16 protein-coding genes are annotated in these 23,973 nt (G+C 50.3%); 9 read left to right on the forward strand and 7 right to left on the reverse strand.

What is annotated here, in order from left to right; all coding sequences use genetic code 11:
- Nucleotides 1–41 precede the first annotated feature (41 nt).
- The 3 genes from I3X05_RS19055 to I3X05_RS19065 are packed head-to-tail and all read left to right on the forward strand — an operon-like array spanning nt 42 to nt 3,187.
- On the forward strand, nt 42–590 hold the full coding sequence (locus I3X05_RS19055; protein ID WP_045568646.1) for an ECF-type riboflavin transporter substrate-binding protein: 549 nt from the start codon (nt 42–44) through the stop codon (nt 588–590).
- 6 nt (nt 591–596) lie between these two features.
- On the forward strand, nt 597–2,348 hold the full coding sequence (locus I3X05_RS19060) for an ABC transporter ATP-binding protein (RefSeq protein ID WP_045568647.1): 1,752 nt from the start codon (nt 597–599) through the stop codon (nt 2,346–2,348).
- On the forward strand, nt 2,345–3,187 hold the full coding sequence (locus I3X05_RS19065; protein WP_045568648.1) for an energy-coupling factor transporter transmembrane component T family protein: 843 nt from the start codon (nt 2,345–2,347) through the stop codon (nt 3,185–3,187). The genes I3X05_RS19060 and I3X05_RS19065 overlap by 4 nt, the downstream gene beginning before the upstream one ends.
- A 49-nt stretch (nt 3,188–3,236) precedes the next feature.
- On the opposite strand, the gene I3X05_RS19070 is transcribed toward I3X05_RS19065, so the two are convergent.
- Nucleotides 3,237–5,561: an FdhF/YdeP family oxidoreductase gene (locus I3X05_RS19070; RefSeq protein ID WP_045568649.1), complete on the reverse strand. Its 2,325-nt coding sequence runs from the start codon at nt 5,559–5,561 to the stop codon at nt 3,237–3,239.
- Between the two features lie 928 nt (nt 5,562–6,489).
- Here I3X05_RS19070 and I3X05_RS19075 point away from each other — a divergent pair.
- Nucleotides 6,490–7,392, forward strand: a complete 903-nt coding sequence (locus I3X05_RS19075; RefSeq protein ID WP_045568650.1) for a LysR family transcriptional regulator — start codon at nt 6,490–6,492, stop codon at nt 7,390–7,392.
- A gap of 14 nt (nt 7,393–7,406) precedes the next feature.
- Complete coding sequence (gene fdhD, locus I3X05_RS19080) at nt 7,407–8,273, forward strand: formate dehydrogenase accessory sulfurtransferase FdhD (protein WP_045568651.1); 867 nt, start codon at nt 7,407–7,409, stop codon at nt 8,271–8,273.
- A 30-nt stretch (nt 8,274–8,303) separates the two neighbouring features.
- On the opposite strand, the gene I3X05_RS19085 is transcribed toward fdhD, so the two are convergent.
- The gene (locus I3X05_RS19085) at nt 8,304–9,485 is read right to left on the reverse strand and encodes an MFS transporter (protein WP_045568652.1); all 1,182 of its coding nucleotides are present in this window, start codon (nt 9,483–9,485) and stop codon (nt 8,304–8,306) included.
- A gap of 198 nt (nt 9,486–9,683) precedes the next feature.
- Entirely contained in the window at nt 9,684–12,947 is a 3,264-nt protein-coding gene (locus I3X05_RS19090; protein WP_425304505.1) for a S41 family peptidase, read from the reverse strand.
- Nucleotides 12,948–13,237: 290 nt separating this feature from the next.
- Here I3X05_RS19090 and I3X05_RS19095 point away from each other — a divergent pair, with 290 nt between their 5' ends.
- Complete coding sequence (locus tag I3X05_RS19095) at nt 13,238–13,738, forward strand: GNAT family N-acetyltransferase (protein WP_193167977.1); 501 nt, start codon at nt 13,238–13,240, stop codon at nt 13,736–13,738.
- A gap of 47 nt (nt 13,739–13,785) precedes the next feature.
- Here the strand turns inward: I3X05_RS19095 and I3X05_RS19100 are convergent, their stop codons facing one another.
- Entirely contained in the window at nt 13,786–14,061 is a 276-nt protein-coding gene (locus tag I3X05_RS19100; protein ID WP_082069508.1) for a GNAT family N-acetyltransferase, read from the reverse strand.
- A 176-nt stretch (nt 14,062–14,237) separates the two neighbouring features.
- Here I3X05_RS19100 and I3X05_RS19105 point away from each other — a divergent pair, with 176 nt between their 5' ends.
- Nucleotides 14,238–14,984, forward strand: coding sequence for a flagellar brake protein (locus I3X05_RS19105; protein ID WP_045568656.1), 747 nt, complete (start codon nt 14,238–14,240; stop codon nt 14,982–14,984).
- Between the two features lie 56 nt (nt 14,985–15,040).
- Here I3X05_RS19105 and I3X05_RS19110 read toward each other — a convergent pair whose 3' ends face one another.
- Both I3X05_RS19110 and I3X05_RS19115 read right to left on the reverse strand, forming a co-directional pair.
- Nucleotides 15,041–16,669 carry a methyl-accepting chemotaxis protein gene (locus I3X05_RS19110; RefSeq protein WP_193167978.1) on the reverse strand — a complete coding sequence of 543 codons (1,629 nt, stop codon included), beginning with the start codon at nt 16,667–16,669 and terminating at the stop codon, nt 15,041–15,043.
- Nucleotides 16,670–16,922: 253 nt separating this feature from the next.
- Nucleotides 16,923–19,283 carry a Lon protease family protein gene (locus tag I3X05_RS19115; RefSeq protein WP_193167979.1) on the reverse strand — a complete coding sequence of 787 codons (2,361 nt, stop codon included), beginning with the start codon at nt 19,281–19,283 and terminating at the stop codon, nt 16,923–16,925.
- 273 nt (nt 19,284–19,556) lie between these two features.
- On the opposite strand from I3X05_RS19115, the gene I3X05_RS19120 reads away from it, so the two are divergent.
- Complete coding sequence (locus I3X05_RS19120) at nt 19,557–20,051, forward strand: hypothetical protein (RefSeq protein ID WP_193167981.1); 495 nt, start codon at nt 19,557–19,559, stop codon at nt 20,049–20,051.
- Between the two features lie 14 nt (nt 20,052–20,065).
- Nucleotides 20,066–21,697 (forward strand): ABC transporter ATP-binding protein, encoded by a 1,632-nt coding sequence (locus I3X05_RS19125; protein WP_045568659.1) that lies wholly within the window; start codon nt 20,066–20,068, stop codon nt 21,695–21,697.
- A gap of 212 nt (nt 21,698–21,909) precedes the next feature.
- On the opposite strand, the gene I3X05_RS19130 is transcribed toward I3X05_RS19125, so the two are convergent.
- Nucleotides 21,910–23,955 carry a prolyl oligopeptidase family serine peptidase gene (locus tag I3X05_RS19130; protein WP_337971419.1) on the reverse strand — a complete coding sequence of 682 codons (2,046 nt, stop codon included), beginning with the start codon at nt 23,953–23,955 and terminating at the stop codon, nt 21,910–21,912.
- Nucleotides 23,956–23,973: the final 18 nt, after the last annotated feature.

The following is a 23,973-nucleotide window of genomic DNA, read 5'->3' on the forward strand; positions in this document are numbered from 1 at the left end:
AACAATGATGTGTTCTTTCGATAATTGAACAGAGGTTAACTATGAATCTTTCAGCTAAAACCGTAGTGGTAATTGCAATCGGGGCGGCGCTTTACGGCATTGGTGGGTTGCCCATGTTTGGCATTCCGGTCTTTGCCAACACCACTCTCAAACCTGCGATGGCGGTCCTCGCGCTGTTTTCTGTTCTCTTTGGCCCTTTGGTCGGTTTTTTGGTTGGCTTTATTGGTCACTGGGTGACGGATCTGTTTGCCGGTTGGGGCGTGTGGCTAACTTGGGTTCTCGGCTCTGGTTTGGTTGGTTTGATTATCGGTTTCTTCCCATCTCTGACTCGCAATCGCTTAGAAAAAGGCGAATTTAGTATGAAAGACTTTGCCCTGTTCGTGCTGCTCGCGCTGCTTGGCAACGTGTTTGGTTATGGCTGCTCTGCGTTTCTCGATACCCTGTTATATGCCGAACCTTTCAGCAAAGTCTTTACCCAACTGACTATCATTGCCTCAGGTAACACCGTACTGATCGCCGTTGTGGGCTATTTCATTCTTAAATCGGTCGCGAAACGCAATAAACAAAGCCGCAACTTAACTGAGGCTTAATCGCGCATGACCATCGAATTTTCTAACTTCTCTTTTCGATATGAGTCGCTGGACAAACCGACGCTAAAAAATATCAATCTAAGGATAGAGAAAGGAGAGAAAATCGTCATCATTGGCCCAAGCGGCAGCGGCAAATCGACGCTTGGCCAATGCCTCAATGGGCTTATACCACATGCGGTTAAAGGAGAAATCTCTGGCAACCTATGCATTAATGGGCAAGATACTGGCCCTTTTGAGATGCACCAATTCACCGAGCAAGTGGGCACGGTATTGCAAGATACCGACAGCCAGTTTGTAGGGTTGAGCATTGGTGAAGATATTGCGTTCGCGCTGGAAAACCAACTGACTAGCAATATTGAGATGTACCCGCTGGTCAAAGCCACTGCGCGTATGGTCGATCTGGAGATGATGCTGGAGCGCTCGCCGCACGATCTCTCCGGTGGACAGAAACAGCGTGTCTCACTGGCGGGCATCTTAGTCGACCATGTCGATATTCTGCTGTTTGATGAACCGCTGGCCGCACTTGACCCGAAAACGGGTAAAAAGACCATTGAAATCATTGATGATCTGCACACACAAAGTGGCAAAACCGTGGTGATTATTGAACACCGTCTGGAAGATGTGCTGCATCGGCCAGTGGATCGCATCATCTTGATGGATAACGGCGAGATAATTGCCGACACCACACCTGACAAGCTGCTTGCTTCTTCTTTGCTGGCGCAGTACGGAATTCGTGAGCCGCTCTACCTTTCAGCCTTAAAAGCGGCGGGCTGCCAGCTTACTGAACATCATCATCCATCGAAGCTGTCGCACATCCCTGTCGAACCGTTTGCCGAACCGCTTCGCGCTTGGTTTGATGCCGCTACCAATGCCTCTGACTTCCCTTCGTCTGCTCCTCTTTTGCAAGTGCGTAATTTGACCTATTCCTATGATGGTGAGAAAAATGCGCTTGAGGGGATGAATTTCGACATTCAACGCGGAGAGTTTGTCTCCGTGCTGGGTAAAAACGGCTCAGGAAAATCCACCATCACCAAACTGCTGATGGGGGTACTGACGCCAGATGCAGGTGCAATGTACTTAAATGGCGACGACCTCAGTCTGTTGTCGATTTTTGAGCGCAGCCAAAAAATCGGCGTAGTGATGCAAAACCCCAATCATATGATCTCCCATCACATGATTTTCGATGAAGTCGCTTTTGGCCTGCGTAATCGTGGCCTCGACGAAATGCAGATCGAGAGCAAAGTGCTCGACGTTCTGGCGCTGTGTGGACTGAGCAAATATCGGCATTGGCCGATTGAAGCGCTGAGCTACGGACAGAAAAAACGCGTGACCATCGCCTCGATTCTCGCTTTAGAGCCGGAACTGTTGATCCTTGATGAACCGACCGCAGGTCAAGATTATCGCAATTACACCGCGATGTTGCGCTTTATCGAAAAACTCAACCGCGAGCTTGGCATCACGGTGATGATCATCTCGCACGATCTGCACCTAGTGCTTGAATACACCACACGTTCGCTGGTCATTGCCGACAGCAAATTGATCGCCGATGCGCCGATGACCCACGTTTTGAGCTCGCCCACTTTGCTCGATAGCGCCAACCTCACGATCACCAGTTTGTACCCGTTGGCGGAAAAATTTGCCATCGCAGACCGTGATGGGTTAATGCGCCACTTTATCGCCAGCGAGAAAGCCCATCGCGAGAAAGTCGACGAAAGTGAAACCTTGTCAACCGAGCGCTGTCACGAGAAGCAGGCATGAAAGAGACCAAAATGAAGTTTGGTATCAACTACATTGATACCCAATCGCCATTGCATCAACTTAACGGCATCACTAAGTTCGCCCTGTTTATCGCGTGGATCACGGTAGTACTCACTACCTTTGACTTACGGATGATTGGCTTGTTGATCATCGCAGGTCTTGGGCTGCTAAAACTCACCCGAGTGCCATTTCGCGTGTATAAACCTTTGCTGCTGGGTACCGCGAGTGTTCTGCTGCTCAACGCACTGTTCATGTTTGCCTTAGCTCCGCAGCAAGGCAGCGAATACATCGGCACTGCGCACGTACTGCTCTCGCTGCCCGGAGACTACTCGCTCACCCAAGAGACGCTGTTTTACCTAGTCACCGTGACGCTGAAATATTTCAGCATGTTCCCGATTGCGTTGGTGTTTGTCTTCACAACCCATCCGACGGAGTTTGCCGCGAGCCTTAACCGCCTCGGCGTGCCTTACAAAATCGCCTACGCGGTCAGTTTAACGTTGCGTTACCTACCGGAAGTGAAGAAAGATTTCGTCAATATCATGCACGCCCAGCAAGCTCGCGGAGTCGAACTCAGCAAGAAAGCACCGCTGTTTACGCGTTTGAAAAATGTCGCCAAAATTCTTGGCCCGCTCATTTTTTCCAGCTTAGAGCGCGCAGACCAAATTTCCAACGCGATGACACTACGCGGCTTTGGTCGGCATAATTCGCGTACTTGGTACAGTTTAAAACCGCTCAAACAAATGGATTATCTTTGCCTAACCGCGATTGTCGTGATCGTCGCGGCAGCGATTGGTAAGCGCTTACTCGACACGGCTCTATTCTGGTATCCGTGGTCGTAAAAACAGCGAGGCCCTGCATTATGCAGGGCCTCGCAATTTAGCATAGTGATTAGACTGCGGTGGTCGCAATCACCTCACTTGGCTGGGCTTTTTCAAGTTTAATCGCAATAAACTTGGAGGTTGGGGTAAATGTGCGTTCACCGTAACTCTCCAGCGGAACCAAAGGGTTAGTCTCAGGGTAATAGGCCGCAGCTTGCCCCGCAGGCATATCATACGCCACCAGCTCAAAGCCGCTCACACGGCGTTCCACGCCATCTTCCCACAAGCTCACCAAGTCGACTTTGTCACCCGCTTGATAACCCAAACGGCGAATTTCCTCTTGATTGACAAACAGCACATCACGTCGGCCAAATACGCCACGATAACGGTCGTTCAAACCATACAGCGTGGTGTTGTATTGATCGTGCGAGCGCAGCGTTTGCAAAATCAGATCCGGAATATCACCACGTGACGTAACGTGCTCATTCACCAATTGTGCTGGCAAAGCCGAAGGAGAAAACTGCGCTTTGCCACTGGCGGTATTCCACTCACGCCGCGCCGCCGCATTGCCCAGATAGAAACCGCCAGGGTGCTGCACGCGTTGGTTAAAATCTTTAAAACCGGGAATAGTCTGCTCAATCAAATCACGAATACGGCTGTAGTCGGCGATGGCCCAATCCCAGTCAATCGGGAAGTTGCCCAGCGTCGCTTTAGCAATCCCGGCCAAAATGGCGGGTTCAGAGCGCAAATGTGGCGAGCGCGGTTTCAACTGACCATACGAGAGGTGCACCATACTAAAGGTATCTTCCACCGTTACGCCTTGCGGGCCATCAGCTTGCTCGTCGATTTCAGTGCGACCCAAGCACGGCAGGATCAAGGCATCACGCCCGGTCACCAAATGCGAGCGGTTGAGTTTAGTGGCGATGTGTACCGTCAGCTCACAGTTACGCATGGCTTGGTGAGTGCGAGGCGTATCCGGTGTTGCTTGGGCGAAATTGCCACCAAGACCGATAAAGACTTTAGCGCGTTTTTCTTCCATCGCCTGAATCGCCTGCACGGCGTTGTGGCCATGTGAGCGAGGCACCTTAAACTGAAAACGTTTCTCCAGTGCATCAAGCAAAAACGCAGGCGGTTTCTCATTGATCCCCATGGTGCGATCGCCCTGCACATTACTGTGACCACGCACTGGCGATAAGCCTGCGCCCGGTTTGCCCACGTTGCCGCGCAGCAATTGCAGATTCACCACTTCCTGAATGGTTACTACCGAGTGGCGATGCTGCGTGAGCCCCATCGCCCAGCACATGATGACGCGATCGGCGTGGCGATAGATGTGCGCCAGCGACTCAATTTCATCGAGTTGCAAACCTGATTGATCAACAATTTGCTGCCAAGATGTTTGCTCAACGGCGGCTAAATAGGCGTCTAATCCGTTGGTGTGCTGACGAATGAACTCGTGGTCAAACACAGGTTCCCCGCCCTGCGCGTACGCTTCACGTTCCCATTGCAAAAGAAACTTCGCCATGCCGCGAAACACCGCCATGTCGCCGCCCAGCGCCGGATGATAATAAGCGCTGCTGGTCGGTTTAGAGCCGTTGCGTAGCATTTCAATCGGCAATTGTGGGTTTTGAAAACGCTCCAAACCACGCTCTTTGAGTGGGTTAAGGCAGACAACCTGTGCACCGCGTTTTACCGCCGCGCGCAGCGGTTCTAACATCCGCGGATGGTTAGTACCGGGGTTTTGTCCGACAATAAAAATCGCATCAGCGTGCTCAAAATCTTTAAACACCACCGTGCCTTTACCCACCCCGATGGTTTCAAACAGCCCGATCGCGCTGGCCTCGTGACACATATTGGAACAGTCGGGAAAATTATTGGTGCCAAAGGCACGCACAAACAGCTGATAGAGATAGGCCGCTTCGTTGCTGGCTCGCCCCGAGGTGTAGAATTCCGCTTCATCAGGCGACTGCAGCGCGTTGAGATGCTTGGCAACTAAATCAAATGCCTCTTGCCAAGAGATAGAGACATAGTGATCGCTACTCGCATCGTAGCGCATCGGATGGCTCAAACGACCTTGGTATTCCAACCAGTAGTCACTTTGCTTTGCCAACTCACTGACACTGTGCTGGGCAAAAAATTCCGGCTCGACTAAGCGGCTGGTGGCTTCCCAGTTGACGGCTTTGGCGCCGTTTTCGCAAAAATTGACCACGCCGTTTTCCGGCGATTCTCCCCAAGCGCACCCGGGACAGTCAAAGCCACCATTTTGGTTAGTCTTGAGCATCGCGCGTAGGTTACGAAAGGCATTGTCGCTGCCTAACCAGCTTTTCGTGACCGCTTTGAGCGCTCCCCAGCCACCAGCAGGGCCAGAATATTGTTCAATTTGTTCTTTTTGCTTCATGACGACACTCCTCGTTCGGAATGACAATGAACTCTGATTTACCACTCGGATTTATTAATGAGCGATAGAAAATAGCGATCCTAGCGTCAAGCACTTTGATTTCGGTGAAATAACGTTGAGGAGATAAAGTTCACTGACTGATTATTCAATGCCACAAATTATTTGGGGCGATTTTTATTTTAGATAGAGGTTAATCGCTATCTCTACGTTAGTCAAATTGATTGATTTAAATTTTAATTGATAGGAACTATCAGGATAATTAAATACAAAGCTTGCATTTTCATCACTTTTCTCGCTATTGCTCTCTTAAAAACAAAGCGTTGAGAGCCATCACTGCCAAACGGGTTAATATTTCAATCTTGATAGAGCTCATCTATCAATTGATAAAAACAATCAATTTGATCTGGGTCATTTTCAACTTTATTCTTGACCACAATCAAAGAAAGTGAAAATCAGCACAGAGTAAAAGCGTATTTAAAACTCAGAAACATTTCCGTAAATAGCTATTTTTTAACATTGAAAATCATTATTTAAATGAAGATTAAATGTTTTTATAAATTTTAATTTCTCTTTAATATTCGGAAATCAGCAAACTGATATATTCTGTAAATTAATTAAAATAGCTGTGGTATTGTGAGCGAAACATCTATTTTTTTGGTGAGATTGCTGTATTCCACTGAGACTTTGCCACGACCATCAATGCTTATTTATCGACCAACTCCAACCGCTATCATTACGCTACCCCGATCCGATTCACGACGTTTTTCTCTCGTGCGCCTTGAGTAGAAAGATATGGCGTTTTCAATAAGCGATGCGTACTCACCGATTGCAATCCGAAGCGCTGATCGTCAATATTGAGCAAAACGACTCAAGTCAGGCCGTTTCAATGCCTGCAACCTCTCTACGCTTGGCGGCTTAGGAAAGCACTATGGATATTAAGCAATTGAAATACCTCATTGCTCTCGACGAAACCCAGCATTTCGGGCAAGCCGCAGCGATGTGCCACATTACCCAGCCAACCCTGTCGATGCGTATCCGCAATTTAGAAGAGGAGTTGCAACTCACTTTGATTAACCGTGGCCAGCGCTTCGAAGGATTTACCGATGCAGGCGAGCGCATTCTCGCTTGGGCGCGCAGTGTGCTCGCCGCGCACGACGGTTTGCAAGCAGAAGCCGCCAACTGCCGCGGGCAACTGGTCGGGAATCTGCGTTTTGGCATGGTCCCTCTAGCCAGCCTTGACCCGATGACGTTGCTCAAGCCACTCACCCAACACTACCCAGATCTGCGCTATCAGCTCTTTTCGATGACCTCGGAACAAGTAGTTGACGCGTTAAACCGCAATCAGCTTGATCTCGGCCTTTGCTATCTCGATCAACTCGATACGCGCCAATTTGAGGTGTTTGAACTTCAACCTACCCGCATGGGGCTACTGCACGATAACCGTTATTTTTCCTTCGACCAGAGCGAAATGGCTTGGGAGAGTCTCGATAAGATCCCGCTTGGCTTGCTTACTCAGGGGATGCATTACCGCCGCTCGATTGACCTTAGTTTTCACAGTCACGCTATTGAACCGCACATTCAGTTAGAGAGTGACTCGACATTTCAGTTGCTGCAAGCGGTCAACGCCGGGCTATGTTGTACCATTATGCCACTCAATGGTGGCATGGAAGCCATGAACGAGCATCTGCGGATGATCCCGATCGCCAAAGCCAAGGTACACTCGCGGATTGGCCTACTGATTCGCAGCAGTGAACCGCGTTCGGTACTGGCTGAACGATGCTTTGCCAAAGCAAAGACGATATTTGCCGCCGACTCGCTCACCACGGCATAAAGAGAGAAAAACTCATGACCTGCACCATCACACCTCTGACGCAACTGAGTGAAACCAACTTCGCTGCACAAAAACCAGATCGTTATCAATATGTAGAGATGGATACCGGACGCACTCAAGGCAGTAAAGCGCTGGCGAGTGAAACAGCGCTCTCCATCAGTTTTAATGGCATCAGCTACGCGGTGATGATGGTGACACCGGGCAACATCGAAGATTTCGTTATTGGGTTTAGCCTCAGCAGCGGCGTGGTGCACTCAGCTCGTGAAATTCACGATATGCAGTTAAGCGTTGGCCAAGATTCACTGCATGCGGCGGTTGAGATCGCCAATCGCGCATTTTGGGCGTTGAAAAGCCAGCGTCGCCAGTTAGCCGGAACCAGCGGCTGTGGCATTTGTGGCGTGGAAGCGCTTGAGCAAGCTTTGCCATCGCTGGAAACACTGCCAGAGGTTGCGCCGCCTAAGCCAGCTTTGTTTTCTGGGCTACGTGAGCGCATTCAGCAAGCGCAAGTGTTGGCTCAACATAGCGGCGCATTGCACGCGGCGCTGTATGTCACTGACGTCGGTGAACTGGCGCTGTGCCGCGAAGATATTGGTCGTCACAATGCCTTGGATAAACTGATAGGCGCGATGGTGCAAGCAAACGTCAACCCAGAACAAGGATTTGTAGTGATGACCAGTCGCTGCAGTTTGGAGCTGATCCACAAAGCGGTGCGCGCCAGAATCGCCACCTTGGTGACGCTCTCGGCACCGACTTCACTGACGGTGCAATGGGCTCGCCGCCATCATTTGAACCTCGTCCATCTGCCCAAAAACAGCGCGCCGAGACTCTACAGCCCGGCGCCGCTTTGGGGAAACGAGCGACTCAAGCGAACTCACCAGTGAGTAAAAAGCAAGTTCGCTATGATGAATAGCTTAGCTCCAGCGCAAGACGCGCGTTTCGTTCCCTTCCTCTGGTTTGGCCGGAATATTGAGCGAGAGTAGCAAACTCACCCCAGCCATTGCCGCGCCAATGTAGAACACGCTGGAAGGCGAAACCAGCCAGATCACGCCAAAGGTCACCGGAATCACTACCGCCGCGATGTGATTGATGGTGAAAGCAACACCTGCGGTTGAGGCCATGTCTGCTGGATCAGCAATCTTCTGGAAGTAGGTTTTGATCGCCAGCGCCAGCGCAAAAAAGAGGTGGTCAATCACATACAGCGCGGCGGCCCACTCTGCACTTTTGACTAAGCCGTAGCCGACGAAGACAAAAATCAGCCCAACGTACTCAAACATCAGCGCCTTGCGCTCACCCACCACACCGATAAAACGGCCAATCCGTTTGGCAAACAAAAAGTTGAACAGATAATTGATCAAAAACAGCAGCGTAATATCTGCCGCCGAGTAGCCAAATTTTTCCACCATCAAAAAGCCCGCAAACACCGTGAAGATCTGCCGGCGTGCACCACTCATAAAAGTGAGGGCGTAGTAGAGCCAGTAGCGCTTACGCAGTACCAGCTTCTTATTTTGTTGTACCTCGGTTTTAAACTGCGGAAAAGCAAACACCATCACCAGCACCAACACGAACCCGACACTACCAGCAATCAGATACACAGTGCGAAAATCGAATTTCAGTTGCTCCAACATTAACCAAATCGAGCCGTAAGTAACCAGCGAAGCCAGTGCGCCCACTGAGACATATTTACCCAGCATTTCCGGCGCTTCCGCTTTACTCAGCCACTGTAAGGAGAGCGACTGCTTGAGGGTTTCAAAGTAGTGAAAGCCCGTCGACATCAATAACGTAGTCAGCAGCAGACCAAACAGGGAAGGAAACAGTCCGGTGATCGCCGTGCCGAGCGTGAGCATTGCCAGTGAAATCAACATGAAGCGTTGTTCACGAATAAACAGTAAGACAAATACCACGGTAAAAGCGAGAAAACCGGGTATTTCACGCACACTTTGCAATAAACCAATATCCGCACCATCAAAGTTGGCTTTTTCTATCACAAAGTTATTGAGAAGCGCCATCCAAGTGGAGAAGGCGATAGGCACGATGATGGAAACGAGCAGTAAGAAGTTTTGCGGTGTTTTCCAACCTTGGCGGTTTGCGGTCATGAGCTGTCCCTAGTTTTGACGTGAATAAGCCCAGCGCGGCCGATTCAGAACAGTCGTCATCATACTCTGCTGGCATTCAAAGGTGAAATTATTGTTACAAAAGGTATCGGTGGGAAGAAAAGGATAAAAAAGCCCCCCGAGATGGACAATCTTCGGGGGGGCTCAATCGACTTCGAACAGTGAGGAATAGAGGCTCTACTACTTCGCTTTATCCAAATCTGCGAGTAGGGTTTCAACCGCGACTTTCAGTTGTCTGTCGTAATTTTTGGCCATGTCTTCCGGCGAGTTGTAAACCAGCACATCCGGAATCACCTCTTGGTTTTCAAACCACTGCCCTTGGTCGTCTTTAAAACCAAGTTGAGGCACACCGTAGACGAGTCGAGACTCTTGCTGAGGCTCCCACAACACCGCCGTGCCCGTACCCGGCACACGTTCACCGACCAATTGGCCAATGCCTTCACGCTTGTAGAAATAGGGCACAATCGAACCATCAGAATAGCTCGCCGCATTGGCCAACATGACACTCGGCTTCGCCCAGCGGCGCTCAGGGAAAGTCGACAACTGATAGCCGTCACGTGTGACTTGGGCGCTGTGGCGCGTACCGGAGAGCACTTCCATGAGTTGGTCGTGCAAATTGCCGCCCATGTTGTAGCGAATATCAACAATCACACCTTCTTTGTCGTTGTACTCACCAAACAACTCATTAATCAACCTTTCGTAAGAGATCGGTCCCATCTCTGCCACATGAACGTAACCCAAGCGCCCTTCAGACCATTCCTCCGTCAGCGCTTTGCGCTCGTCAACCCAATGCTCATAGGCCAGTTCCGCTTCGTGGCCCAGATCAATCGCCACCAATTGGGTCTCTTGCGGCTCTTTTTCTCCCGGGCTCAGCACATTCAGACGCACCATTTTGCCAACTTTGCCATCCAGTAGCGGATAAATGTTCATCTCTGGCGTGATTTCTTGGCCATCCACCGAGTAAATAATGCTGCCCGGTTTGATGATGGTCTGATAGGTGTCAGCAGGACCCGCAGGCAGCACGGCCTTAATACGCACCCCTTTTCCACGGTAGTTGTCATCATAGAAAAGCCCTAAAGAAGCTTGTTCTGGCCAGCCAGATTTTCCGTCGAGGAAGAACGCGCCAGTGTGTGAGGCATTGAGCTCGCCCGACATTTCACTCAGCAGCTCGGCGAAATCTTGGTAGGTACGGATTCCAGCCAAGTGCTTGCGGTACGCCTCACCGTAAGCGGCCCAATCCACGCCATGCAGCCCTTTGTCGTAAAACTTGCTTGCGGTTAAACGCCAAGCATGGTCAAAAATGTACGCCACTTCTGCGCTAAAGTCGTAATTGGCTTCAGCTTGGTAGTCGACATAGTTGGATTCGCCACTCGGCAGATGAAGCTCTTCAATACCGTGATCGCCAATCAGCACCAGTGTCTCACTGTCTGGCTCCATTTCGATCGCTCTCACCTCTTCCGCCGCACGGGTAAACAACACTTCGGTGCTGCTATCTTCAATCATGATCTTGGTGAACTCGACACTATCGCCAACTTGGTTTGCCACCAACAGCGCTTTGTTATCACTCGAGAGGTAGGTAAAGCGTGGCAACATGGAGTACGGCGTGATGCGGTAAGTACGATGCTTGAGTCCGCGCGGCTCAACCAGCGTATCGATAGGCATCGCTTGCTCACCCTCTTCGCCCTTGTCGAGCGCGATTTCTCGATCAAGCCACTTCTGCTCTTTACTTTTCTTTAGATCGTAATCGGCCTTTTGGTTGAGCACCGTGACGTAGACATCCGACTGCACTGCCCAATCGTCGATATCACGCAGGCTGTTTCTGTCGGTTAACCAGTAGACCATCTGTCCATCGGCGCTAAATTTCGGCTCACCTTCAACAAAACCGCTGTTGGTGATCTGTACTGGCGCTTCGCTGCCGTCGGCTTTCAACAGCACGATATCGGCATTGTAAACCGCACGGTTACGCGTCACCAAATATTGGCTGTCGGGCGACCATGCGTAGCTTAGATCTTGGTCATAGTAGGAATAGAGCTGGGTATCATTGAGTAACACATAGTGTTTATCTTCTTCCAGATTGTAGACTTTAAGCGTGTTGCTGTTTTCACGGTACGCCAGCTTTTTGCCATCAGGCGAGTAGAGTGGCTGAGTTTGATCAACTGGCTCATCCGACAATTGCTCTTCTTGCACATCCAATGAGGTGGAAAAGCTTTTGCCCGTATCGTTCACATAACTGTGGAAGATATCCCAGTTGCCATAGCGCTCTGAAGCATATACCAGCGACAAACCGTCAGCCGAGAAAGAGACATTTCGCTCTGCTTGCGGGGTTTTGGTAATGCGTTTGGTTGCCCCCGACAGCAGCGACACGGTATAGACATCGCCACGGGCCACTATCGCCACTTCAGGCGCCACCGGCGAAACCGCGATTTCTGTCGCTTCATAATTGAGATTAACGAAGTGTTTGCCTTGCCCGAGAAACACCTGACGGATATTGACCTCAACTGGCTTTGCGGCGGACTCACTCGCCGCTTTATGCCAGATCTGCCCGTCAAAGCCGTAGGCGAGATCGCCTTGTTGGCTGGTTGAAAGAAAACGCACAGGCAAAAACTCGTGCTGGGTGATTTGCACTGGTTTATCCGCTTCATTCAACCCTTTTTGCCAAATGTTGAAGCTGCCTGAGCGCTCCGACAAATAGAAGAGCGACTGCCCATCGGCAGACCAAACGGCATCGCGATCTTCACCACGGTATTGTGTGATACGGCTGTGTTTGCCTGTTTGTGGATCAAAGCGCCAGATGTCGCGCGCTGCGTCAGAGACATCGCGTTTACGCCATTGCTGTTCCATCGGGGATGGCAGATCGGTATAGAGATACTGGCCATTTTTCCCATTGATGGACAAACTGCTGAGCGGATTCGACAGCATCAACTTTTCTCGTCCACCTTCTGCATTCACCGCATACAGCTGCGCAGACGCGGTGCCGGCAAAGCCATTGTTCACGCTGGTATCGGCATCGCCCAAACGCGCTGAGCTGAAGTACACCTGTTTGCCATCGGCGCTGAAAGCGTAAGGCACATCTTTGCTGAAGTGGTAAGTTAAACGCTTCGCTTCGCCACCGTGCAGCGAAGTGATGAATACGTCACCCGGGCCAAAGCGGTCAGCATTGAAAGCGATCGACTGACTGTCTGGCGACCAAACTGGGTGCTCGCTGTAGCTGTCAGCCGAGGTCAGTGGCAGCGCATCACCCCCTTGCGAAGGCACCAACCAAATCTGTCCGGCATAGGTAAAAGCGATATGTCGGCCATCTGGCGACAAGGCAATATCGCGCATCCAAGTTGGGGATGGCATTTCGGTCTTTGGAACAACACTTTCCTGAGCAACGCTCATCATTGGGCAAGCGAGAGTCATCGCCAACACCACGGAGCTAGGAGTCAAACGTCGCAATTGCATCAGTTTTCCTTATTACTTTTTAGTTATTTAATGTGACCTGTTTATTCAACAGTGACAGGGCATCCTATTACAGAACAAAATCTTTCTGAACAAAAAAATGGCCACAAAAAATGGTGCAACTGCTCACTTATCAGCCAAGCATCCAATAACTCTGCTGAAACCTCCGCAAACCTCGGCGATTTTCTTTGGTTTTTCCTGAAATCAACTCACTAAATTTATTAACAAAAAACCTGGTTTTTATGATTTTTTCTGGTTAGATTGGTTAAAAAACAACAAACAAGGAGAAAAGCATGGAAATTATCGTTCGTCCGACTTGCGTTGATGACGCGCAAGCACTGGTGGAACTCTATTCACAACCGAAAGCGCAACGTGAAACCCTGCAACTCCCAAAACCGTCAGTAGCAATGTGGAAAGAACGCTTATCGAATATTCCCGCCGGAGTGTATAGCTATGTTGCGGTTGTCGATGGCAAAGTGGTCGGCAATATCGGCTTTCACCATTCTCAACGTGCGCGCACCGCGCATACCGCCTCATTTGGTATTGGCGTGCATGACGACTATCACGGCTTGGGGATTGGCAGTAAGTTGATCGAAACGGTGACCGAGCTGGCAGACAACTGGCTTAACGTTCACCGTATTCAGATTGAAGTCAACAGCGATAACGAAAGAGCCATCGCCCTGTATAAGAAACATGGCTTTGTGATTGAGGGAGAGGCGGTGGATGCGTCATTTCGCGATGGTCAGTTCATCAATACTTACATCATGGGGCGCATTCGCCAACGTGCTAGTTAAAGCGCAACCATAGGTTCTCAAGGCCAGCAGTGCTGGCCTTGTTTTTATCAAGCGGCCAAGCTCTGCCAGCGCGGATTGCGCTGCAAATAATGCTTCACATAGCTGCAAATGGGCACCACTTTGTAGCCAGCTTGCTCAATTTCAGGCAGTACCGCTTCCATCAATACTTTACCGTATCCCTTACCTTGCAGGGCCTCTGGTACCTTAGTTGAGGTAATGTGCATCACCCCATCGACCAGTTGGTAAGCGAGTGTGGCATAGTACTCTCCCTCCAAATGCACGCTGTAACGTTGACTTTTCTCATCATGAGTGACGTTATTCACACTATTCCTCCAAAATTTCAGGTATTTATCATTGAACATGTTAATCCCCCTGAATAAAATTCCCAATCGAAATATGCGCGAATACCATTTGGGGCATACGCTTAGTGTATGCGAGAAGGCAGTGGCTCATCACTGCCAAATCTCTCGGGCTGCTCTATCAGGGATCACAACAATAAATGACGTTATCTATGGCGAGAATTCAAGGACGTAGTCCGTCGGTACAACAGAGCAATCAAACGCACAACGTATCCACTTTAAACAGTACGGACGCACTGGCGATGATTGAGCATGGCAGTGAAATGACGCTGAACGTCACCACACCTGTCGGTATCAAGTTTCTAACCACAACTAAGTTCATTGGTTCGCACTCTAACAATGCGATATTAATCGAAGTGCCACAGATCTCGGATGAAGATCTGCGTTTCTATTTTCAAGCGGGCTTTTGGATCAATATCAAAGCGCTTTCGCATCGCGGTGAAGGGGCGATCATTCAGTTTCGCAGCCAAATTTCCTACCGCTTGGGCGATCCATTCCCGCTGCTTGTGCTGAGTGTGCCCAGCACCATGCAGGTGTCGCAGCTGCGCAAAGAGATCCGCTATGAGGTGAACCTTAGCGCGAAAGCCTATTTGGGCGAGATTGGCGTGGATTGCGAAATACGCGATCTCTCCCGTGGCGGCTGCCGATTTATTACTACGCCGATGAGCCGCACTTTCCAAGTGGGCGAAGAAGTGTCGCTCGACATTGTCTTAGGTAAAAATGGCGGCGTGACGCTCGCCCCGCTCAAAGGCAAAGTGTGCAATTTGCAACGATCGACCCATTACGCTCGCTATGGGGTGGAATTCGATGACTACGGCAAAGTCAACGCCAAGAGCCTGCTCAGCCACCTCACTTTCGATGGCACCAAACTTAAGCTAAGAAGCTAGATGATAAAAAAACCGCCCAAACTTGTGGCGGTTTTTTGTTTTACAATACACGGATTTTACAGACGGAAGAAGCTTAACTGCTCTTTCTGTTTTTCGGCTAGATGCGAAAGCTCAGCACTCGCGCCTGCGCTCTGGCTGATACCGGCGACATTCTGATTCACCAGTTCCGACATATTCACCACGTTACGGTTGATGTCTTGCGTCACTTGCGATTGTTCTTCTGCGGCTGTCGCCACTTGAGTGTTGGAATCGTTAATATTGGCAACCGCATCGGTAATGCCCATCAGCGCATCATTCGCTTGGCGCGTCAGTTCATTGTTGCGCGCCAGCATATCGAGGCTAGTCTGCATGCTTTCATTGGCGAGGCCCGACTGCGTTTGCAGCTCTTCGATGATCGCCTGAATCTCTTTGGTCGAATCTTGCGTTCTCGCTGCCAGCATACGAACTTCGTCGGCCACCACGGCAAAACCTCGTCCAGATTCACCAGCACGCGCCGCCTCAATCGCCGCGTTCAGCGCCAGCAAGTTGGTTTGATCAGACACGCCACGGATCACTTCAATCACATCGTTAATCTGCACCGATTGCTCTTTCAAACGCATCACCACTTGCGCCGCATCGTTCAAGGCGTGCGACATCTGCTCGCTTGCCTGCGCACTTTCGCGGAAAATCGCCAACCCTGATTTGGCTAAGCCATCGGCTTCACGCGCGGTGGAATCCGCTGCGGTCGCGTTATCGCTGACATTATTCGCCGTGCTCGCCAGTTCGTTGACCGCCGATGCCACCTGCTCAATTTCTGCCAGCTCTTGCTGCGCGTTGACTTCCGCTTGGGTCATCACCGCCGCCAGCTCAGTGGAGGCAGAAGCCACCTCTTCTGAAATACGCGTTAGTTGATCGACCGTGGTATGCAATTGGCGAACGGTTATGTTTACGTCTTTGCTAAGGTGCGCGATTTCGTTGTCACCATCCACATCGGCATGTACCGACAAATTACCTTGCGCCAGTTCGCGCATCACCGCCTGAAGCTTAATAATTGGAGTAACAATCATGCCAGAGAGGAACCACGCCACCAGCAACGAGGCAGCAATAACGGCCAACACCGTAACCATCGCGGTGTCTTGCACCTGTTGATTGTCCAGATTGCTTTTTGCCATGCGCTCAGTAGCCACTCGGTTAACTTGCTGCGACATGGCATTGATGGCTTGAACCATGTCGTTACCGACACGGCGATATTCGCTAATAAAAAGCAGATATTCGTCTTGCGACACCGAGCCTTGATCATAGCGACCTAAAAAGGTGACCGCACGAGTGGAGTGGTCAATGTAGCTATTGACCGCATCACGCACTTGGTCAGCTTCACGGCGAAACGAACCACGCTTGGTGATCGCATCAAGATCTTGGCTGATGTCACTTGCGCCTTGTTTGAGTTCGGCGAGAAATGCGTCACGGCGATTGGCGTCGTAAATCGCGTACACCGCACTAATACGCAGTGGGTAAACGGCATCGTCGATTTTTGCCAGAGTATCTTTGTAGTACACCAAAGATTCGGTGTTACTGGTGATCTCTTCTTGCTCGGCTTGAAGGGTGTTTTTCGTCAGCCACAACGCGATGAGTAAAGTAAAAGCGGTCAAAAGAACAGGGACTAAGACTTGAGTCCTGACAGACAAATTCTTCAGGGAAAATTGCATTTAACGCCTCGATGATATGAATGAATGCGTCCTTGCTATGCGAATGTTCACTCAGGAACAGTGATGGCGGAATATTAGAGATTGATCACATTTTTGTCCAGAAAAAACTCTATTGATTTCATAGCGTTATCGACATTAAATTGGCATAACGTCAAACAATTATCCTTATGACAAGATGTGTCAGATTGTGAAGAAAAATAGTCATTTGGGTAGGAAAAAGAGAAGGGCCACTTTTACGTGACCCTTGAAAGGCTTATTTGCGTAGTGCGTTGAGCTTCGCTTGGGCGATACCAAAGATGGTATCGATCGGGTAGCTGCCATCGTCGGTCGGCTCACCAGCCCGTTTGCCAGTGAAGATTTCAATCGCTTCGGTGACGTGTTCAATCGCCCAGATGTGAAACTCCCCTTTTTCTACTGCGCGCACAATATCCGGGCGCAGCATCAAATTATGCACGTTAGAGCGCGGGATGATCACACCTTGCTGCGGATGACGTCCTTTGATCACACACACATCAAAGAAACCTTCGACCTTCTCGTTCACCCCGCCAATCGGCTGCGATTCACCAAACTGGTTCATGGATCCGGTGATCGCAATGTCCTGACGATTTGGCTGTTTAGAAAATGCCGACGCCACCGCGCACAATTCCGCCATACTAGCGCTGTCGCCATCCACGCCACCGTATGATTGCTCAAAGGTAATCGTGGTGGTTAAGGGCACACGCGCATTGCGGCCGAACACCGACGAAAGATAAGCAGAGAGGATCATCACCCCTTTGGAGTGAATGCTGCCGCCGAGATCGACACTGCGTTCAATATCAATTACTTCGCCATCACCATAGCAAGTAGTGGCTGTAATGCGGTTGGGGGCGCCAAACGCATGGTCACCGGTGCTGATCACAGACAACGCGTTGACCTGACCGACCGCTTTCCCTTCGGTGTGGATCAAGGTGGTGCCATTGATAAAGCCTTCCATCACTATGTCTTTTAAGCGGCTCACACGCATCTCTTGATTACTCAGCGCCTCTTCCACATGACCGATGCGGATCATGTTGGAATTGGACTGCTTCGCCACGTAGTTCGACTCACGTAGCAGATTGGCGATGTGCGCCGAATGCAGGGAAAGTTTGCCCTGATCAGCGACGATGCGCGAGCTGTGCTCAATGATGCGTGCAATGGCTTTTTTATCGCAATGCAGCATGTTGTTGTCATGCACCACGCTGGAGATAAAACGCGCGTAGTGCAACTCGGATTCCGGAGTGCGCTTCATCTCGTCTTCGAAATCGGCGGTGACACGAAACAGTTCGCTAAACTCAGGATCGTAGTGTTGCAGCAGTTGATATGTGCGATAGTCACCAAACAAAATGATCTTAATATCCAGTGGGATAGGCTCGGGATCGAGCGATACCGCGCCAGTCAGCGTGACCTCTTTTTCCAGCGACGTAAAACTGAGGTGGCGTGAGCGCAGCGCCCGTTTTAGGCCATCCCAAACGTAAGGCTGCTCGAGCACTTTTTGCGCATCCATCAGCAGCACGCCGCCATTCGCTTTGTGCAAACTGCCTGCGCGAATCAGCGAAAAGTCGGTAAACACTGTGCCTTTAAAGGTCGCGGTTTCAATCGAGCCAAACAGAGTGTGATAGTTAGGCGTCTCTTCCACCACAATAGGAAACTCGTCGGTTTTGCGGCTGACTAGCACGTTCACTTTGTAACGACGTGGCAATCTTTTATCCAACGCAGCCGAAGCGATCTCCCCTTGCTCACCGCTCTCTTCCAAAAAGATGTCAGCATTCTCAATGATGTCTTTTTGCAGCTCGGTGAGATAGGTTTTGATCTCCGAATATTGTGAATAGTCGAGTTTGAGTTGCTTGATAAAGTGGGTGATCACATCACGCGTCACATCATCATTGAGCTTTTTGATCTTCTCAGTGTACGCCTCTTCCCACTCGGTAAGCTGGCGCACCATGGAGCGTAAACTCACTTCAAGCTCATCAATGCTGGCCCCAAAGCTCTCTTGTTCTTTGCGACTCAGCGCATCAAAGGTTTCTTCGGTATGCAGCTCTTCACCATTCATCGCGACAAACTGATAATCGCCCTGCGTGGTAATCGTAAGGCTGATGCCTTTCTCTTTGGCATCTTTTGAGATGCGTTCCAGCTCCGCTTCTTGCTTTTGCACCAGCTGATTTTTCAATTTGTCGGCGCGGCTGAAGTACATTTCATTGTCAAACGCCAAAGGCATCGCATTGACCAGCTTGGTCATCAGCTTTTCGATGTCGTTACGAAAGCGCACCCCGACCCCCTGGGGAAGTTTAAGCACTTTGGGCGTGCGGATATCTTCAAAATTCGCCACATAGCACCAATCGTATAGCGAGCTGGCATCATGAGGATGACGATTGAGGTAGCGCAGAATCATGGTGCGTTTACCCAAACCGTTCTGACCGATGGCGTAAATGTTGTAGCCTTTCTCCTTGATCGACATCGCGAACTCGACCGCTTTTTGCGCGCGCTCTTGTCCGACAATCTCATCGATCGGTGTCAACTCTTTGGTTGACTTACATGGCAGTTGTTCTAATTCGGCCACAGAGTAAAGTTGGTCTGCGGTTAGTCTTTGAATCGCCATACCTGCCTCCTTGTTCTTGTTGTTGTCTGGTTACCCTAAGCCCGAACAATTCGGTCATTGAGCGTTCTGTCGAGATGGTTGGGCGTATCTAGCATCACAGTACATCAAGTCTAGTTGGATTTAATAGGATTTTTAGTGACTTAACCTACAGCCCCGCACAACTGGACATATTTCCACCAGCTTGGCTCCTAGTTCATGCTTTTGATACTCACTTGCATTTGATAATAATTTTCATTTAAACTTATGGAAATTATTTTGCTGGGGATTGAGACCGTGGATGTGGAACAATGTTGGTTGCGCTACCTCAAAGCGCAAGAGCTGATGGAACAAGGCCACTGGCCGGAAGCGCACCATTTGTTTAACGATGTGCTTTCACATCTGCCTATGCATATTCAATCTGCAACCGAGGCCTGTTCACTCAAGCCCTGCCAGTTTGCCTGCCTGCTCAGCGGGCTGCGGGACGCCAGCATCGCGCAATCTGAAATTTATAACCGCATGGGGTTGCATCACGATGCTTTCAGCACTCTCAATCAAACCTATGCGTTGTTTCAGTTTCTCGCTTTGGAATCGGGCGAGTTGATCGACCGTTTACGCTCCACTCTAGTTCAGCATACCGACGCGCTGCTCTCCTACATGGCCGCTTTCTGCCGTGCACAGCGCAACGCGCACTGGATGCTGGAGTTGGAACATGTCAGCCGCGCTCATGCCCAGTTTTCGGCGCTCCATCATTACTCAGGGGCTGCTCAAGTGGCCAGAGTGCTCAATTAAGACAAGGAATTTCAATGTCATCGCAACCCATTCTCACGGTAGAGAATCTCTCCGTCAGCTTTACCACCAACGACGGTATCGTGGATGCAGTAAAAAAAGTTACTTTCCAGCTCAACGCAGGGGAAACGCTGTCGATTGTCGGCGAATCTGGTTCAGGAAAATCGGTCTCTTCCAGCGCCTTAATGAAGCTGTTGCCTAACAACGCCATCATCCATCCAGACTCTTTGATTGTTTTTGAAGGTCAATCGATCTTAGAAAAAAGCGAAAAAGAGATGCGCGCCATTCGCGGCGATCGCATCGGCATGATTTTCCAAGAGCCGATGACTTCGCTCAACCCTTATTTGCGCGTCGGCATTCAAGTCGCCGAAGCGATCATGTGCCATCGCGCCGTTTCGCCCAAGCAAGCCAAACAGAGAGTACTGGAACTGTTTAATCTGGTGCATTTGCCTAACCCACAGCAAGCGTATAAGAAGTTTCCCCACGAATTTTCTGGTGGTCAATTGCAGCGTATTATGATCGCCATGGCACTGATCAACGAACCCGATATTTTGATTGCCGATGAACCCACCACGGCGCTGGATGTGACGGTACAGGCGGAAGTGCTGCAACTTATCAAAGAGATCCAAGCCAAAATGGGCATGGCGATATTATTCATCACCCACGATCTTGGTGTAGTGAAACACTTTGCTGACCGCGTACTGGTGATGTGCAAAGGTGAAGTGGTGGAACAAGGTGAGACGGCGACGCTGTTTGAAAATCCGCAACACGATTACACCAAGATGCTGATCAACGCTATCCCTAAAGGCAGCAAAATCGCGCTGGATGAGCGAGCGCCCATGCTACTCAAAGCCGAAGATATTCGAGTGCAGTTTCTCACCAAACCTCACTTCATCCCTAGCCGCTGTGAGTATTTTGAGGCAGTCAAAGGCATTTCGCTGCAACTCAAACGCGGTGAAACCTTGGGGATTGTTGGCGAGTCAGGTTCGGGAAAATCGACCTTAGGCCGCGCTTTGATTGGCCTACTGCCTTGCACTGGACACATTGAATTTCAGGGTAACGATCTCCATCAGATAAGCGCCAAGCAACGTTTTGAGCTGAAGAAAGAGATGCAAATGGTGTTTCAAGATCCCTACGGATCGTTATCACCACGCATGACGGTGGGCGAGATCATCACCGAAGCGCTCACCGTACATCGTCCCCAAATGAGCAAAGCCGAGCGGATGCAACGAGCCCGTGAAGCGCTCAAAGAGGTACGCTTGGAGCCAAACGCGATTAACCGCTACCCGCACGAGTTCTCTGGTGGTCAGCGTCAGCGCATTGCCATTGCCCGCGCCTTGATCCTTGAACCGTCGTTTATTTTGCTCGATGAACCGACCTCAGCACTCGATCGCTCGGTGCAGTTAACCGTGATTGATCTGCTCAAAGATTTGCAGCAAAAACACAATATCGGTTATCTGTTTATCAGCCACGATCTGTCGGTAGTTAAAGCGCTTTCAGATCGCGTGTTGGTGATGCAAAAAGGCGAAGTGATGGAACAAGGAAGTGCCGAGGCGATTTTCCATCATCCACAAAGCGATTACACCAAGAAGCTGATCAGCGCCTCATTTGATCTCGATAGCCAACTCAAGGTGGAGGAAGTGGCCTAGCGTCATCTGTTTGTCGTAATTACACGCTAGTCTTCAAAACAGCAGAATAAATAACAACGTCAGTCATCGTTACAACAAGCAAAAAACAGAAGTATTAAAAAGTAGGTATAGCTACCTTCGGCATGGCCGCCGACCCGTCAGTTGTCTCAGGCTTCACAGACGCTGACAAAAATGCCGCGACACTGTCGCGGCATTTTCACTTTCTCGCGGGTTTAAGCTGGGCTTAACTCTCGGATCCCCATGTTGAACAGAGTGAAGGCGTATAGGTCTGTCGACAGATCGATCATCTTACTCATTGGCATTCCCGCACCATGTCCCGCATTGACATCAATACGGATCAGAACAGGATTCTCTCCCGCCTGCTTTTGCTGTAGTTGGGCGATAAACTTGTAGGAGTGGGCAGGCACAACGCGATCATCGTGATCAGCGGTGGTCACCAAAGTCGCTGGGTAATGCACGCCCTCTCGCACATTGTGCACCGGTGAGTACCCCAGCAGATAGCGGAACATCTCTTCACTTTGCGCCGAAGTACCGTAGTCATATTTCCAACCTTCACCAGCAGTAAAGGTGTGATAGCGCAACATATCCAACACCCCCACCGCAGGCAGTGCGACTTTAAACAGCTCGGGCCTCTGCGTCATACACGCGCCGACCAACAAGCCACCGTTGGAGCCGCCGCGAATTGCTAAGTGCTCACTGTCAGTGTACTGCTGTTCAATCAAGTATTCGGCCGCAGCGATGAAGTCATCAAACACGTTTTGCTTTTGCATTTGCGTGCCGGCGTTGTGCCACGCTTTACCATATTCACCGCCGCCACGTAAGTTGGCCACCGCGTACACGCCGCCCAGTTCCAGCCAGCTTGCCACCATACCGGAAAACGCAGGCGTGAGGCTGACATCAAAACCACCGTAACCATAAAGGATGGTCGGGTTTTTCCCGTTGAGCTGAATATCTTTTTTGTAAGAGATAATCATCGGGATCAAGGTGCCATCTTTTGAGGGGTAGAACACCTGCTCAGAAACAAAATCCTCGCGCTTAAATGGCGCGCTCGATTCGCGATACACCACCGATTCACCACTGTGTACATCCAAGGCAAAAATGGTCGGCGGCGTCACGTAGTTGGTGAAGGTGTAATAGAGCGTTGATTGCGACTTTTTCCCTTCCAGACCGCTCGCGCTGCCTTGTCCGGGTAACTGAATTTCTCGGATCAGCTCGCCTTGGTAGCTGTACTGCACCACTTTCGACAGCACATCGACCATGTAAGTGGCAAACAGATAGCCACCCGCCGCTACCACCTCTAAAGGCTGCTCTTGCTCGGCGATCACATCGCGCCACTCGCCACTGGCAATATCCACGCTGACCACTTTGCCGTTAGGGGCATGCAAATTGGTGTAGAGGATAAAATGGCTGTCGGTTGCGTCGAGCAGCTCGGTGTCCGAGTCAACATGCTCCAGCAGCGTGAAGACTTGGCGCTCCTCGCTGTGCAGATCGACATAAAACAGTCGGTTACCTGAGGTCGACTCATGGCCGCTAATCAGCAAATAGCGATCATTGTCTGTCGTTTGAGCATAGACATAGCGATGCACTTCGCCCTCATTTTCACCGAACACCAACACATCTTCTGATTGCGGGGTGCCGAGCTGATGATAATAGAGCTTGTGCTGCTCAGTGCGCGCCGAGAGCTCACTGCCTTGCGGCTTGTCATAGCGAGAATAGTAGAAACCTTGGCTACCGAGCCACGCCACGCCGGTAAATTTCACATCGACAATTTCTGGTTCAATCTGCTCACCGGTTTGTGTGTTGAGCACAAAGATCTTGCGCCAGTCACTGCCCCCTTCAGAAATGGTGTACGCCACCAGCGAATCATCTTTAGAAAAATAGACCTGATCTAGCGAAGTGGTGCCATCGGGTGAAAAGCGGTTTGGATCGAGAAATACCTGCGCCTCGCCTTGGTCGCCTTTGCTGCGATACAACACGCTTTGGTTTTGCAGGCCATCGTTTTTATAGAAGTAGGTATACTCGCCGCGTACAAACGGTTGAGAGTATTTGGCGTAATTTTGGCTGGCCGCGATTCGTTCACGCAGCGCATGGCGAAACGGGATTTGCGCTAAGTAATCGAAGGTCACGGCATTTTGTCCATCCACCCATTGCGCGGTTTCCTCGCTGCGATCGTCTTCCAACCAGCGATAAGGATCGGCGACTGGATGGCCAAAATAGTGTTCGATAAGCTCTTGTTTTCGTGTGTTTATATATTGCATAACGTCCCTGTGGTCTTT

This window comes from Vibrio navarrensis (assembly GCF_015767675.1).
Lineage (GTDB): Bacteria > Pseudomonadota > Gammaproteobacteria > Enterobacterales > Vibrionaceae > Vibrio.